Source organism: Pseudomonas protegens, assembly GCF_003732485.1.
GTDB lineage: Bacteria > Pseudomonadota > Gammaproteobacteria > Pseudomonadales > Pseudomonadaceae > Aquipseudomonas > Aquipseudomonas protegens_B.
In genome coordinates this window covers 546,961-560,884 of the sequence record NZ_MOAK01000086.1, presented here as the reverse complement: position 1 = coordinate 560,884, position 13,924 = coordinate 546,961, and the positions used below count along the sequence as shown (strand labels likewise).

Genomic DNA, 13,924 nt, shown 5'->3' with positions numbered 1-13,924 from the left:
CCTGCCATGTTGACAGGCGGGTGTGCCAGCAGGGTCCAAGCCAATACCCCAACCTGATTGGGTTCCAGCCTGGCCAAGGTGGCGCTGATTCGCGGATCTATCTTCATGGGGCACTCCTGAGCTGTGCCCGGTACGCCTTGCGCATACCGGAAATACACCCAATAGAGTGTGGGTGTGCTCAGGAATTCCCGCTATCTGTCAGACGGACGCACTCAGGTACGCGGCAGGGTCACGCCACGCTGGCCCTGGTATTTGCCGCCACGGTCCTTGTAGGACACTTCGCACTCTTCATCCGACTCCAGGAACAGCATCTGCGCCACGCCTTCATTGGCGTAGATCTTGGCCGGCAAGGTGGTGGTGTTGGAGAACTCCAGGGTCACGTGGCCTTCCCACTCGGGTTCCAGCGGGGTCACGTTGACGATGATGCCGCAACGGGCATAAGTGCTCTTGCCTAGGCAGATGGTCAGCACGTTGCGCGGAATGCGGAAGTACTCGACGGTGCGGGCCAGGGCGAAGGAGTTTGGCGGGATGATGCAGACGTCGCTCTTGATGTCGACGAAGCTCTTTTCATCGAAGTTCTTGGGGTCGACAGTGGCCGAATTGATGTTGGTGAACACCTTGAATTCATCGGCGCAACGCACGTCGTAACCGTAGCTCGACACCCCGAAGGAGATCAGCCGATCCGGGCCTTCGCCACGCATCTGGCGCTCTACGAAGGGCTCGATCATGCCGTGCTCTTGCGCCATGCGGCGAATCCACTTGTCCGATTTGATGCTCATGGCGGGTGTCCTGAAATAACGAGGTGAAAAAATTCTGTCCGGCATCTTACCGGGGCGCGGGGTCGGGTTCAAAGTCTGGGGCGTTTTTCTCGCCTCACCCCGCGTTTTTCAAGGGCTCGGCGACGAACGACCCGCCGTCAGTCACGAAAACCGAGAAACCTTCGCACTGACCATTGGCACGTTCAGGAAAAAGGGTTAAGGTGGCGCCACTGTGCTGCTTGTGTCACTGAGAATCTCTACACGATGTTGAATTTCGATCCAACCATCTCCAAGAATTTTTCCTGCTCTTTGCACTCAGTCTCGGCCAGGGCTTTTCCTGAGTCGCAGTTAACTTTGTCCAAGGAGATACACCATGTCTAATCGCCAAACCGGTACCGTTAAGTGGTTCAACGATGAAAAAGGCTTCGGCTTCATCACTCCACAATCCGGTGACGACCTGTTCGTACACTTCAAAGCTATCCAATCCGACGGCTTCAAAAGCCTGAAAGAAGGCCAACAGGTTTCTTTCATCGCTACCCGCGGTCAGAAAGGCATGCAAGCTGAAGAAGTTCAAGTTATCTAACTTGTACTGATCCAGTAAAAAGCCCCGCCCTCAACAGCGGGGCTTTTTTGTGCCTGCAGTTTTTTGCGACGTGCAGCCAGGCGCGTCCTCGCGAACACACCTGGCCGGTACCCAGTTACCAGGTCACGCCGAAGCCCACGGTATAGCGAGTCTTGTCCAGGTCGCTGTCCTCGGTACCGCGGATCAGATCCTTTTCCGCCTTGAGGTTGAGCGACGCCCAGTCCGTGACCTTGTAGCGCAGCCCCATCTCCGCATCCAGCGCGTAGTCGGCAACCCCGGAAAGCGGCCTGCCCACTTCACCATTGGTGAAGAACTCCACCCGCTTGCCGATCAGGTAGCGGTTGTAGTCCCACTTCATCGCGAGTGAATAGAAGTTGTCCTTGCCGCCATCGGCGTACTCGTAATCCGTGCGGTTGAGCAGTGACCCCAGGGAAAATGCCCCCAGCTCATCGTCCCAGAACTGGTAGCCGGGGCCCGTACCCACCACCCGTTGCCGTGCCAGATCTTCGACCTTGTCGCGCTTGTAGGTCAGGCGTCCTTCCCAGAACCACTTCTCAGTGATGAAGCGGTCCAGAGCGTACTCGGCACTCCAGTTGTCGGTGGTCACCACATGATTCTGGAACTCGCGGTTGTACTCACCCTGGGCGTTGTGGCGCCAGGCGCCATGGCGCGCCGAGGTCTTGAAGTCGATGTCATAGTCATCGGTATCCTTCTCTGCACGCTTGTAGTCCATGGCTACATCGACATTACCCTTCCAGACCATATCCTCCACCAGCGGCTTGGGCTTCATGATCTGCTGGATACTGGCCAACTCCACGGTCTTGGGCGCCTCGCCGTTGGCCAGGACGACCTTGCCTTCCTCCGCCGCCTGCAACGACTTGGCCTTTTCCCCGGTGTAGGCATCCTGCTTGACCAGCAACTCCTGATCGCTTTCCAGGGTCTTGACCTGCTTCCAGTCGATGGAAATGGCACCACCGTAATCGGTCTGGATCAACAGCTTACCGCCGTCAAAAACCTTGATCTTGCCGCTCAACCGATCACCGTTCTTCAACCAGACGGTATCGGCCAGGACAGGCATTGAGGCGCTGAGCACCGCGAAACACAGCAACGTTCTAGGCAACATAAGCAATACAGGACTCGATCTTGGGAAAAAAAGCGGCATTATTCCTGCTGAACAAGCCTTAGTCAGGACTGACCCGGGTATCAAGAGTGAGTTCAATACTCATCCGGATTTCAGCCTCAAAACCGACCAGCGTCCCCTTCCTCTATCTGGAACCGCGAATGTGACCGAACACGGCGAAGACTCGCAAAACCCCGCGCAAATCCGACGCACGGCGCTGTACCTGACCTTGGCACAAGTCCCCGAAGGCAAGGTCGTCAGTTATGGCCAACTGGCGGAAATGGCCGGCCTGGGCCGGGCCGCACGCTGGGTTGGACGCACCCTCAGTCAGTTGCCCGCCGATACCAGCCTGCCTTGGCACCGGGTACTGGGTGCCGGCGGCCGCATCAGCCTGCCCGTCGGCAGCCCATCCGGCGACGAGCAACGCGCCAGACTGCGCGGCGAAGGTGTCTCTATCCTGAACAATCGCGTGGATATTCAGCGCCATGGCTGGCGCCCGGTAGAGCACAGCGGTTAGAGTGCGCGCTTTGTTTCCGTAATCTGAGGCAGACTTCAGCCCATGCCCCGTAAAACCTGGCGCGCCGCACTTGCCGCCTATGCCAGCCCCTCGACGCTCGTGCTGTTGCTGCTTGGTTTCGCTGCCGGCATGCCTTACATGCTGGTGTTCTCGACTCTTTCGGTGTGGTTGCGCGAGGCCGGTGTGGCCCGCGAAACCATCGGTTACGCCAGCCTGATCGGTTTGGCCTATGCCTTTAAATGGGTGTGGTCGCCGCTGCTCGACCAATGGCGCCTACCTCTATTGGGCAAGCTCGGCCGACGCCGCTCCTGGCTGGTACTGGCCCAGGTCCTGGTGATTCTCGGCCTGATCGGTATGGGCTTCTGCGATCCGCAAAAACACCTGTCCTGGCTGATTGCCATTGCGGTGGTCGTGGCCTTTGCCTCGGCGACCCAGGACATCGCCATCGACGCCTATCGCCTGGAGATCGCCGACGACAGCCGTCAGGCCGCCCTGGCCGCCAGCTATATGTCCGGCTACCGGGTCGCGGTACTGCTGGCCACCGCCGGCGCGCTGTTCTTCGCCGAAGGCTTTGGCTCAACCGGCTTCAGCTACAAGCACTCAGCCTGGACCGGCACCTATGTGCTGTTCGGCGTCCTGATGATTCCAGCACTGCTCACCACCCTGTTGATGCGCGAACCGGCAGTGCCATTGCGCACCCAACTGTCGGCAGGGCGCTACAGCTTCGCCCACCAGTTGATCTCGGTATTCGTACTGATCGTGCTCCTGGTTTCGGTGCCTGCCACCTTTACCCAGCTGTACAACACCGACTTCGCCAGTGTGATCTTCGACGGCGTCAGCCTGCTGGACCTGTTGCTGGAAGACCGGGCCTTCCTGCGGGCAATCCTCTATATCACCCTCAGCACCCTGTGCCTGTCGGCCATGGGCCGTCGAGGCTTGGCGCCGGTGCTGACCCCGGTAAACGACTTCATCCTGCGCTACCGCTGGCAAGCCTTTCTGTTGCTGGGGTTGATCGCCACCTATCGCATGTCGGACACGGTCATGGGCGTGATGGCCAATGTGTTCTATATCGACCAGGGTTTCACCAAGGACCAGATTGCCGGGGTCAGCAAGATCTTCGGCCTGATCATGACCCTGCTCGGCGCCGGCATGGGCGGCCTGCTGATCGTGCGCTTCGGCATCCTGCCGATCCTGTTCATCGGTGGCGCCGCGTCCGCCGGGACCAACCTGCTGTTCCTCATGCTCGCCGACATGGGCCCGAATCTGAAAATGCTGATTGTCACCATTTCCCTGGACAACTTCAGTTCGGGAATGGCCACTTCGGCGTTCGTCGCCTACCTGTCGAGCCTGACCAACCTCAAGTTCTCCGCCACTCAATACGCCCTGCTCAGTTCCATCATGCTGCTGCTTCCACGCCTGATCGGCGGCTATTCCGGGGTCATGGTAGAGAAATTCGGCTATCACGATTTCTTCCTCATCACCGCAATACTCGGGGTGCCGACGCTGATTCTGATCGCCATTCACTGGTTCCAGGAAAGTCGTCGCGCCGGGCCGAAAGACCAGCCGGAGCAGCCCGCCAAGGGCACTGTTGTGAGCAAAGAATCCTAGAGAATCCCGGGAGTTGCGGGCTTTTCCCCGTCGCTCCCGCCCCCTTCAAGCGCAATCCTGTACGCCAGCGGAACTCGCCCGTACAATGCTCCGTCACTTCCAGTCTTCAGCAACCGACAACGGCCTACCATGCGTACCAGTCAATTTTTGCTCGCCACACAGAAAGAAACGCCTTCCGATGCGGTCGTGATCAGCCATCAGTTGATGCTTCGCGCCGGCATGATCCGCAAACTGGCCTCCGGCCTGTACACCTGGCTCCCCATGGGTCTGCGGGTGATGCGCAAGGTTGAAGCCATCGTTCGCGAAGAAATGAACGCCGCCGGCTCGCTTGAAGTGTTGATGCCGAGCACCCAACCGGCTGAGCTGTGGCAGGAATCCGGTCGCTGGGAAGAATACGGCCCTGAGCTGCTGCGTTTCAAAGACCGTCACGGTCGCGATTTCTGCGCCGGCCCGACCCACGAAGAAGTGATCACCGATCTGGCTCGCAACGAGCTGAGCAGCTACAAGCAGCTGCCGCTGAACCTGTACCAGATCCAGACCAAATTCCGCGATGAAATCCGCCCACGCTTCGGCTTGATGCGCGGCCGCGAATTCATCATGAAGGATGCCTACTCCTTCCACGCCGACCAGGCGTCGCTGCAGGTCACCTACGACCGCATGCACCAGGCTTATTGCAACGTCTTCACCCGCCTGGGCCTGAAGTTCCGCCCGGTTGAAGCAGATAACGGTTCCATCGGTGGTGCCGGTTCCCACGAGTTCCACGTGCTGGCCGAATCCGGCGAAGACGACATCGTCTTCAGTAACGGTTCCGACTATGCAGCGAACATCGAGAAGGCCGAAGCCGTGCCACGGGAAACCTCCCGTCCGGCGCCGGCCGAAGATCTGCGCCTGGTAGACACGCCAGAAACCAAGACCATTGCGGCCCTGGTGGAAAAATTCAATCTGCCGATTGAAAAGACCATCAAGACCCTGATCGTGCGCGCCGAGGAAGAAGGCAAGCTGATCGCCCTGGTGATCCGTGGCGACCACGAGCTCAATGAGATCAAAGCCGCCCAGCAACCTGGCGTTGCCAGCCCGCTGGTCATGGCCACAGACTCCGAACTGCGCGACGCCATTGGCGCTGGCGCTGGCTCCCTGGGTCCGCTGAACCTGCCATTGCCGATCATCATCGACCGCTCGGTGGAGCTGATGAGCGACTTCGGTATCGGTGCCAATATCGACGACAAGCACTACTTCGGCGTCAACTGGGAACGCGACCTGCCCGTACCGACTGTTGCCGACCTGCGCAACGTGGTGGCCGGCGACCCGAGCCCGGACGGCAAAGGCACCCTGGAAATCAAGCGCGGCATCGAAGTCGGGCACATCTTCCAGCTGGGCAACAAGTACAGCAAGGCGATGAAGTGCGAAGTGCTGGGCGAGAACGGCAAGCCGGTCACCCTGGAAATGGGCTGCTACGGCATTGGCGTGTCCCGCGTAGTGGCTGCCGCCATCGAGCAGAACAACGATGAGAACGGCATCATCTGGAGCGACACCCTGGCGCCGTTCCAGATCGCCCTGGTGCCACTGCGCTACGAAACCGAGCAGGTTCGCGAAGCCACCGACAAACTCTACGCAGAACTGACTGCCGCCGGTTTCGAAGTGCTGCTGGACGACCGCGACAAGAAGACCAGCCCGGGCATCAAGTTCGCGGACATGGAACTGATCGGCATTCCTCACCGGATCGTGGTCAGCGACCGCGGCCTCGCCGAAGGTAACCTGGAATACAAGAGCCGTACCGAGGCCCAGGCGCAAGCGCTGCCAGTAGCCGAAGTCCTGCCTTTCCTCCAAGCCCGTATCCGTCGCTGAAACCAGATAGAGAAGTCATGTTCAAGCGAAACACCTTAAGCCTCGGTGGCGCCGCCTTGTGCGGCGCCCTGCTGGTCAGCGGCTGTGCCAACCAGATGTCACAACGCAGCGAGCACGAGGAGCGGGTCGAGCGCAAACTCCTCGACCATAGCCTGCAGATCGATGTCGGTGAGCCTAAGGTGCTTGAGCTGCCGCAACGCCGGGTACGCATCCACGAGCAGAAGACCTTCGAAGTCACCGAGTTCGAAGTCACCCGCCGCTACGATCGCTATACGCCCTACCAACCCTGGCGGGAAATCTACGAGATCCCGCTGGGCGCGGTGGCCCTGGTGGCCGGCGTCGGCGCCAATGTGGTCAACGTGTTTGCTCTGGGCAACCTGCCGGACAGCGTCACCAAGGACTGGGTCAGCTATGGCGTGTCCGGGCTCAACCCGTTCATGAACATGCCGTCCCACGGTCGCGCCCAGCAGAACCTGGCGGCCATCGATGAAGTCCAGCGTGACAAGCGCCTGGAGTATTCGAGCCTGCCCTGGAGCGAGCGGCCGGTACAGGTCAAGGCCGGCAAGCAAACCTACGATCTGAGTACCGATCGTAATGGCGTGCTGCGCTTGAACCTGCTGGACAACCCGTTCTCCGAACAGGACCTGAACCACATCGGCAAGTTGCAGATCAGCGTCGAGGATGCTCAGGACGAAGTGCATTCCGACTCATCCCTGAGCCTCAGCAGCAGCCTTCGCGGCAAGCTACTGGAAGCCCACGCACTGATTTACGACGACCTGGAAGATGACGAAGTGAGTCAGTGGGTGCACCGGGTCAAGCGCCTGTCGGAACTGGGGCTGGAAGAAGAAGCCAGCGAGCTGGAGCAGAGCCTGATCGAGCTGACCCGCAACGATCCGGAACTGCAGAGCGAGTTTCTCAAGTCCCTGACCAAGAACGCCGGCCGCCTGGTCGCCGACCCCGGTCACTGATTGACAAGGAGCCGGCTTGCCGGCGAACACCACGCCGCGGATCGATCGCGACGCCCAATTCGCCAGCCAGCCAGCGCCTACAACACGCCCCGAAACAGCTCCAGCTGTTCGTGACCACCGCGTAGATCCTGCAATCGCACTCCAATCCCCAAGAGCCGCACTGGCTTGCCGCCACGCTTGAAGGCCTGGGTCAGCAGTTGCCGATAACTCTCCAGATCCCGTCCGGCCCCCGCCTGCTCAAGAGTGGTCTGGGTAAAGTCGTGGAACTTCACTTTGACGAAGGGTTTGCCCGGCCGATAACTGCTGTCGATACGCGCAATGCGCCCTGCCAGAGTCTCCATCAGCTCCGGTAGCTTCTGCAGGCAGCTATCCAGATCGGGCAGGTCCACGTCGTAAGTGTTTTCCACGCTGATGGACTGCCGCCGACTGTCATTCTGCACCGGCCGATCATCGATCCCTCGTGCCAGGCTCCACAGGCGCTCGCCGAAACTGCCGAACTCGCGCACCAGGGCCAGCTTGTTCCAGTCACGCAACTGCAGGCAGTCGACAATACCCAGGCGCCCCAGTTTGTCCGCCGTGACCTTGCCCACCCCATGCAATTTGCTGACCGGCAGTTCGGAGACAAAATCCTCCACCTGATCCGGGGTAATCACGAACAACCCATTGGGCTTTTTCCAGTCACTGGCGATCTTGGCCAGGAACTTGTTAGGCGCGACGCCGGCCGACACCGTGATATGCAGCTGATTGGAAACCCGCCGGCGAATGTCCTGGGCAATGCGCGTGGCGCTACCGGCGAAGTTCGGGCTATCGGAAACATCCAGATAGGCCTCGTCCAGGGACAAGGGTTCGATCAGATCGGTGTAGTCACGAAAGATCGTATGAATCTCTTTCGATGCCTCGCGATAGGCGTCCATGCGAGGCTTGACGATCACCAGGTCCGGGCACAGCGTCAGCGCGTGCCGCGACGACATGGCCGAGCGCACGCCATAGGCCCGCGCCTCGTAGTTGCAGGTGGCGATCCCCCCCCGCCGATCTGCGGAACCACCCACTGCCAGCGGCTTGCCGGCCAGTTGCGGGTCGTCGCGCATTTCGATGGCGGCGTAGAAGCAATCACAGTCGATGTGGATGATTTTGCGCTGCATCATATAAAGGCAGTGATCATTGAAAGCCGAAGTTGGAATCAAAGCGGGCAGCCAGTATCTACCGACACCTGTATATAGCACCAGTACCTTGCATCTCAGATCAACGAGCACAGCGGCGGAGTGAATTTATTTTCTCAATGACCACAAACTCATCAATAGAGCTGCAAGCCACGTTTTACCTAGGTCGAAGCCTCCTAAAACACCTCAGGCCGGACGCTAAGCGATTGAACCGGAAGCCTTTTTTAAAATTTATTGATTGACAGCATCTCGCGACGCTGTAGAATTCGCCCACACAGACGCGGGATGGAGCAGTCTGGTAGCTCGTCGGGCTCATAACCCGAAGGTCGTCGGTTCAAATCCGGCTCCCGCAACCAAACATCAAAAAAGGCTACTCGAAAGAGTGGCCTTTTTTGTGCGCGCCTGTTTTGTACTGCCTCCTCGCACACGGTCCAGGCAAAACTCTTTAGTTGTCGATGACTTAAGAGACCGAACCAGCCATTCGACGTTTATTTGACCTGTTGGACCATTAACGGTTGACACTCAGTCGTTCGCCTGTAGAATGCCGCCACACAGACGCGGGATGGAGCAGTCTGGTAGCTCGTCGGGCTCATAACCCGAAGGTCGTCGGTTCAAATCCGGCTCCCGCAACCAAACATCAAAAAAGGCTGCTCGAAAGAGTGGCCTTTTTTGTATCTGTTGAAAAAGTCCTTTCGCAACAATGACCTGGCAAAGTGTTGCGAACCGTTGGCGATGCTTCGACCCTTCAAGATGCGAGCTATGCTCTGTCTCGAGCGACCACCCGGTGGCCATTGCCCAGGGTCGCCGGGCCACGGTGAGACGCGTTAATATTTGAAACTATTTTTTCTACAGGGATTGGTAACTTGGCTGGATACCTCCATCCTGTCGCGCACAATCCACGAGGTGATTGATGCGCGCCAACACGTCTGATTCACAAGACAGCGATACCACTACCGCCCCTCAACCTGTGACAGTCACTCGCTTGCGCTGGCTGGACCTGTTGAGCAAGTACCGCCAACCCCTGGGCCTGGTCATAATCCTGCTGCTGTTCGCCATTGCCCTGATCGCTTGCCGTCACCTGCTCAGCGAGCTGGACTTCTACGCCCTGCACGACTCGATCCTCGAAGTGCCCAAGCCGGCCCTGCTCGGCGCCCTGGGCGCGACCATCGTCGGCTTCATCATTCTGCTGGGATACGAGTGGTCCGCCAGCCGCTATGCCGGAGTCAACCTGCCCGGCCGCACCCTGGCTCTGGGCGGCTTCACTGCCTTCGCCATCGGCAACGCCATCGGACTGTCGCTGCTGTCCGGCGGTTCTGTACGTTATCGCCTGTATGCACGTCACGGGCTGGGGGCCTCCGACGTCGCCCACATGACCCTGTTCGCCAGCCTCTCTCTGGGTTGTGCCCTGCCACCGCTGGCGGCACTGGCCACTTTGAGCAACTTGCCGGCAGCCTCGGCGGCCCTGCGCCTGCCTGAAAGCCTGCTGGCCGGCATCGCCCTGGCTATCCTGCTGCTGGGCGCTGTACTGGCCGTCGGTATCTATCGCCGACGCCTGCCAGAGCAGCCTCTGCGCGACAACCTGCTGGTCCGGGTCGGACGCCGCACCCTGCGCCTGCCTGGACGCCGCCTGACTTTCCTGCAACTGATCATCACCGCCCTGGACGTCGCAGCAGCCGCCACCGTGCTCTACCTGCTGCTGCCCGAGGCACCGCCGTTCGGCGCCTTCCTGCTGGTGTACCTGCTGGCCCTGGCTGCCGGTGTGCTCAGCCATGTGCCCGGCGGTGTCGGGGTGTTCGAAGCCATCCTCCTCGCGGCATTCGCCGACAAGCTCGGTGCCGCGCCCCTGGCAGCCGCATTGCTGCTGTATCGCCTGATCTACGTAGTGCTGCCGATGCTGGTGGCCTGCGTCCTGCTGCTGATCAACGAAGCCCAACGCCTGTTCCAGACCCGGCAATCCCTGCGGGTAGCTTCCGGCCTGGCGGCGCCGATCCTGGCGGTGCTGGTGTTTCTCTCCGGCGTGGTGCTGCTGTTCTCCGGCGCCACCCCGGAAATCGATACCCGCCTTCAACACATCGGCTTCCTGATTCCCCACCGTCTGGTGGACGCTTCGCACTTCGGCGCCAGCCTGATCGGCGTGCTCTGCCTGCTGCTGGCCCAAGGCCTGCGCCGGCGCCTGTCCGCCGCCTGGATGCTCACCACCATTCTGTTGCTGGTGGGCGCCCTGCTCTCGCTGCTTAAAGGCTTTGACTGGGAAGAAGCCTGCCTGATGACCCTCACCGCCAGCCTGCTGGCGGTGTTCCGGCGCTCGTTCTATCGCCCCAGCCGCCTCACCGAACTGCCCTTCTCGCCTCTGTACCTGGTGGCCAGCGTCTGCGTGCTCGGCGCCTCCATCTGGCTGCTGCTGTTCGCCTATCAGGACGTGCCCTACAGCCATCAACTGTGGTGGCAGTTCACCCTCGACGCCGACGCCCCCCGGGGCCTGCGCTCGCTGCTGGGAGCTGCGGTGCTGTTGCTGGTGGTGTCCCTGACCTGGCTGCTGCGTACCGCACGCCCGGTCATCCACCTGCCCACCAGCGACGAGCTGGACAAGGCTGCGAAGATTCTCATGGCCTCGTCCCAACCCGATGGTGGCCTGGCCCTGACCGGCGACAAGGCGCTGCTGTTCCACCCCAACGACGATGCCTTCCTGATGTACGCCCGCCGCGGCCGCAGCCTGGTGGCGCTGTACGACCCCATCGGCCCGACCCAGCAGCGAGCGGAAATGATCTGGCAGTTCCGCGACCTGTGCGACCTGCACCACGCGCGCCCGGTGTTCTACCAGGTACGGGCGGAAAACCTGCCCTACTACATGGACATCGGCCTGACGGCGATCAAGCTCGGCGAAGAAGCCCGGGTCGACCTCAAGCGCTTTGATCTGGAAGCCAAGGGCAAGGAGATGAAGGACCTGCGCTACACCTGGAACCGCGGTACCCGCGACGGCCTGTCGCTGGAGATCCACGAGCCGGGGCAAGCGCCGATGGACGAGCTGAAAGTGATCTCAGACGCCTGGCTGACCGGCAAGAATGTCCGCGAGAAAGGCTTCTCCCTGGGGCGCTTCAGCGACGACTACCTCAAGCACTTCCGCATCGCCATCATCCGTTTTGAAGGACGCCCGGTGGCCTTCGCCAACCTGCTCGAGACCTACAGCCATGACCTGGCCAGCCTCGACTTGATGCGCGCGCACCCGGACGCGCCGAAGCTGACCATGGAGTTCATGATGGTCGGCCTGATCCAGCATTATAAAAATCATGGATACGCCCGCTTCAGCCTGGGCATGGTGCCGCTGTCCGGCCTGCAACCCCGGCGTGGCGCGCCGCTGACCCAACGCCTCGGCTCGATGGTCTTCCGCCGTGGTGAGCAACTGTATAACTTCCAAGGCTTGCGCCGCTTCAAAGACAAGTTCCAGCCCGACTGGGAACCCCGTTACATGGCCGTGCCGGCCGGGCTCGACCCGCTGGTGGCACTGGCCGACACCGCCGCCCTGATCGCAGGCGGCCTGACTGGATTGGTGAAACGCTGATGATTCAACGCTCTTGGCGGTATCTGCTGGCCACACTGGTGGTACTGGCTTTGCTTGCGGGTGGTGGCTACTGGTGGTGGAACCGCCCCGCCCCTGAACCGACCCTGGAACAACTGACCCAGGCCGACGGCTCGACCCTGACCCGAGTGACCCCAGGCGCCAAGGCCAAGGCCCGGGTGGTGGTGGCGGTGCTGCCTGATTCGACCCTGACCGACAAACAACTGCTGGCCCTGAGCCGCAGCGGCGCGGCGCAGATCGTCCAGGTGATCCTGCCCAAGGACGATTGCAAACTGCAGGAACATGCCCTGCAAAGAGCCCTGCCCCAGCTCAACGGCCCGGCCACCCTGGTCAGCGGCATCGGCCCGGGCGCCGCCCTGGCCTGGCGCTGGATTGCCTCCCAGAACGACGACAAGGCCCAGGCCGTGTCGGTAGGCTTCACCATCAACCCGGCGCCCGGCTGCACCGATCCACTGCCCAAGACCCTGGCCCACGGCCACTGGCTGGGGGCCTGGAACGACAACCCGGATGACGAAAGTGCCGGCTTCGTGCGTGATACCCCCAACGCCACCACCAGCATCAGCGACTACGACATCCACCTTCCCCAAGTGCTGAACAACGAGCTGCGCAAGCTGCTGGTGGGTTCGGAAAACGGCGGCCTGAACATTCCCGTGGTGGAAGTCCCGGCCGGCCAGGCCAAGGACACCGTGACCCTGTTCCTCTCCGGCGACGGCGGCTGGCGCGACCTGGACCGCGACGTGGCTGGCGAGATGGCCAAGATCGGCTACCCGGTGGTGGGCATCGACACCCTGCGCTACTACTGGCAGCACAAGACCCCTGAGCAAAGCGCCGTTGACCTCACCGAACTGATGCAACACTACCGGCAGAAGTGGGGCACCAAGCGCTTCGTGCTGACCGGCTACTCCTTCGGCGCCGACGTGCTGCCGGCGATCTACAACCGCCTGCCGGAAGCCGAGCAGCAGCGCATCGACGCCATTATCCTGCTGGCCTTCGCCCGTACCGGCAGCTTCGAGATCGAAGTCGAAGGCTGGCTGGGCAATGCTGGCAAGGAAGCTGCCACCGGCCCGGAAATGGCCAAGCTGCCCGCCGCCAAGGTGGTGTGCATCTACGGTGAGGAAGAAGTCGACGAAAGCGGCTGCACCGACAAGACTGCGGTCGGTGAAGCCATGAAGCTGCCGGGCGGCCATCACTTCGATGAGAACTACCCGGCGCTGGCCAAGCGCCTGGTGGATGCCATCGAAAAGCGCCAGGCCAAGGTTCAGGCCACCGCTCAAGAGTGAGCTGAGCTCACAAAACAAAAAGCCCCCGCTGCCGCAAGGCAACGGGGGCTTTTGTCTGGTCAGGATTACATCTCGACCTGAGTACCCAGCTCGATCACCCGGTTCACCGGCAGCTTGAAGAAGCGCAGGTTGCCGTTGGCGTTCTTCAACATGAAGGCGAACAGCGCTTCGCGCCAGCGGGCCATGCCCACCAGCTTGGAGGCGATCACGGTTTCACGGCTGAGGAAGTAGGTGGTGCGCATGGGGCTGAAGTCCAGCTCGTCCAGGTGGCACAGTTTCAGGGCTTCCGGGACGTCCGGTTCGTCGGTGAAACCAAAGTGCAGGATCACCCGGAAGAAACCTTCACCATAGGAGTCCACCTCGAAGCGCCGATTTGCAGGCACTCGCGGAATGTCCTCGTAGACCACCGTCAACAGCACCACTTGTTCGTGCAGCACCTGGTTATGCAGCAGGTTATGCAGCAAGGCGTGGGGCACGGCGTCTGGACGGGCCGTGAGGAACACAGCAG

General features: G+C 60.9%; 11 protein-coding genes and 2 tRNA genes. 9 read left to right on the top strand and 4 right to left on the bottom strand.

Annotated elements, in window-relative coordinates; all coding sequences use genetic code 11:
• Positions 1 to 212 precede the first annotated feature (212 nt).
• Positions 213 to 779, bottom strand: a complete 567-nt coding sequence (dcd, locus tag BLX41_RS29565) for a dCTP deaminase (RefSeq protein WP_016965530.1) — start codon at positions 777 to 779, stop codon at positions 213 to 215.
• A 352-nt stretch (positions 780 to 1,131) separates the two neighbouring features.
• Between dcd and BLX41_RS29560 the strand changes: the two genes are divergently transcribed.
• Positions 1,132 to 1,341: a cold-shock protein gene (locus BLX41_RS29560; protein ID WP_002554837.1), complete on the top strand. Its 210-nt coding sequence runs from the start codon at positions 1,132 to 1,134 to the stop codon at positions 1,339 to 1,341.
• Positions 1,342 to 1,456: 115 nt separating this feature from the next.
• On the opposite strand, the gene BLX41_RS29555 is transcribed toward BLX41_RS29560, so the two are convergent.
• A complete protein-coding gene (locus BLX41_RS29555) occupies positions 1,457 to 2,464 on the bottom strand; it encodes a DUF481 domain-containing protein (protein WP_123727724.1) in 1,008 nt (335 codons plus the stop codon).
• A 160-nt stretch (positions 2,465 to 2,624) separates the two neighbouring features.
• Between BLX41_RS29555 and BLX41_RS29550 the strand changes: the two genes are divergently transcribed.
• The 4 genes from BLX41_RS29550 to BLX41_RS29535 all read left to right on the top strand — a co-directional run bounded on the left by BLX41_RS29550 (position 2,625) and on the right by BLX41_RS29535 (position 7,399).
• Positions 2,625 to 2,978, top strand: coding sequence for an MGMT family protein (locus BLX41_RS29550; RefSeq protein WP_102861444.1), 354 nt, complete (start codon positions 2,625 to 2,627; stop codon positions 2,976 to 2,978).
• Between the two features lie 42 nt (positions 2,979 to 3,020).
• Positions 3,021 to 4,586, top strand: coding sequence for an AmpG family muropeptide MFS transporter (locus BLX41_RS29545; RefSeq protein ID WP_123727723.1), 1,566 nt, complete (start codon positions 3,021 to 3,023; stop codon positions 4,584 to 4,586).
• A 129-nt stretch (positions 4,587 to 4,715) separates the two neighbouring features.
• Positions 4,716 to 6,431 (top strand): proline--tRNA ligase, encoded by a 1,716-nt coding sequence (locus tag BLX41_RS29540; protein ID WP_123727722.1) that lies wholly within the window; start codon positions 4,716 to 4,718, stop codon positions 6,429 to 6,431.
• A gap of 17 nt (positions 6,432 to 6,448) precedes the next feature.
• Positions 6,449 to 7,399 (top strand): hypothetical protein, encoded by a 951-nt coding sequence (locus BLX41_RS29535; RefSeq protein WP_123727721.1) that lies wholly within the window; start codon positions 6,449 to 6,451, stop codon positions 7,397 to 7,399.
• Positions 7,400 to 7,476: 77 nt separating this feature from the next.
• Here the strand turns inward: BLX41_RS29535 and dinB are convergent, their stop codons facing one another.
• Positions 7,477 to 8,544: a DNA polymerase IV gene (dinB, locus tag BLX41_RS29530; RefSeq protein WP_123727720.1), complete on the bottom strand. Its 1,068-nt coding sequence runs from the start codon at positions 8,542 to 8,544 to the stop codon at positions 7,477 to 7,479.
• A 294-nt stretch (positions 8,545 to 8,838) separates the two neighbouring features.
• Between dinB and BLX41_RS29525 the strand changes: the two genes are divergently transcribed.
• The 4 genes from BLX41_RS29525 (at position 8,839) to BLX41_RS29510 (ending at position 13,416) form a co-directional block, all read left to right on the top strand.
• Positions 8,839 to 8,915, top strand: a tRNA-Met gene (locus BLX41_RS29525).
• 200 nt (positions 8,916 to 9,115) lie between these two features.
• Positions 9,116 to 9,192 (top strand) — tRNA-Met (locus BLX41_RS29520).
• Between the two features lie 277 nt (positions 9,193 to 9,469).
• Positions 9,470 to 12,118: a bifunctional lysylphosphatidylglycerol flippase/synthetase MprF gene (gene mprF, locus BLX41_RS29515; protein WP_123727719.1), complete on the top strand. Its 2,649-nt coding sequence runs from the start codon at positions 9,470 to 9,472 to the stop codon at positions 12,116 to 12,118.
• Positions 12,118 to 13,416, top strand: a complete 1,299-nt coding sequence (locus BLX41_RS29510) for a virulence factor family protein (protein ID WP_123727718.1) — start codon at positions 12,118 to 12,120, stop codon at positions 13,414 to 13,416. The genes mprF and BLX41_RS29510 overlap by 1 nt, the downstream gene beginning before the upstream one ends.
• A gap of 65 nt (positions 13,417 to 13,481) precedes the next feature.
• Here the strand turns inward: BLX41_RS29510 and BLX41_RS36630 are convergent.
• Positions 13,482 to 13,924, bottom strand: a 443-nt coding sequence (locus BLX41_RS36630) for a KUP/HAK/KT family potassium transporter (protein ID WP_259745351.1), incomplete at its 5' end; no start/stop codon positions are given.

Bases quoted from the DNA above. Each gene is read 5' to 3' on its own strand.
- dcd (WP_016965530.1), bottom strand. From the start codon at position 779: ATGAGCATCAAATCGGACAAGTGGATTCGCCGCATGGCGCAAGAGCAC.
- BLX41_RS29560 (WP_002554837.1), top strand. From the start codon at position 1,132: ATGTCTAATCGCCAAACCGGTACCGTTAAGTGGTTCAACGATGAAAAA.
- BLX41_RS29555 (WP_123727724.1), bottom strand. From the start codon at position 2,464: ATGTTGCCTAGAACGTTGCTGTGTTTCGCGGTGCTCAGCGCCTCAATG.
- BLX41_RS29545 (WP_123727723.1), top strand. From the start codon at position 3,021: ATGCCCCGTAAAACCTGGCGCGCCGCACTTGCCGCCTATGCCAGCCCC.
- BLX41_RS29540 (WP_123727722.1), top strand. From the start codon at position 4,716: ATGCGTACCAGTCAATTTTTGCTCGCCACACAGAAAGAAACGCCTTCC.
- BLX41_RS29535 (WP_123727721.1), top strand. From the start codon at position 6,449: ATGTTCAAGCGAAACACCTTAAGCCTCGGTGGCGCCGCCTTGTGCGGC.
- dinB (WP_123727720.1), bottom strand. From the start codon at position 8,544: ATGATGCAGCGCAAAATCATCCACATCGACTGTGATTGCTTCTACGCC.
- mprF (WP_123727719.1), top strand. From the start codon at position 9,470: ATGCGCGCCAACACGTCTGATTCACAAGACAGCGATACCACTACCGCC.
- BLX41_RS29510 (WP_123727718.1), top strand. From the start codon at position 12,118: ATGATTCAACGCTCTTGGCGGTATCTGCTGGCCACACTGGTGGTACTG.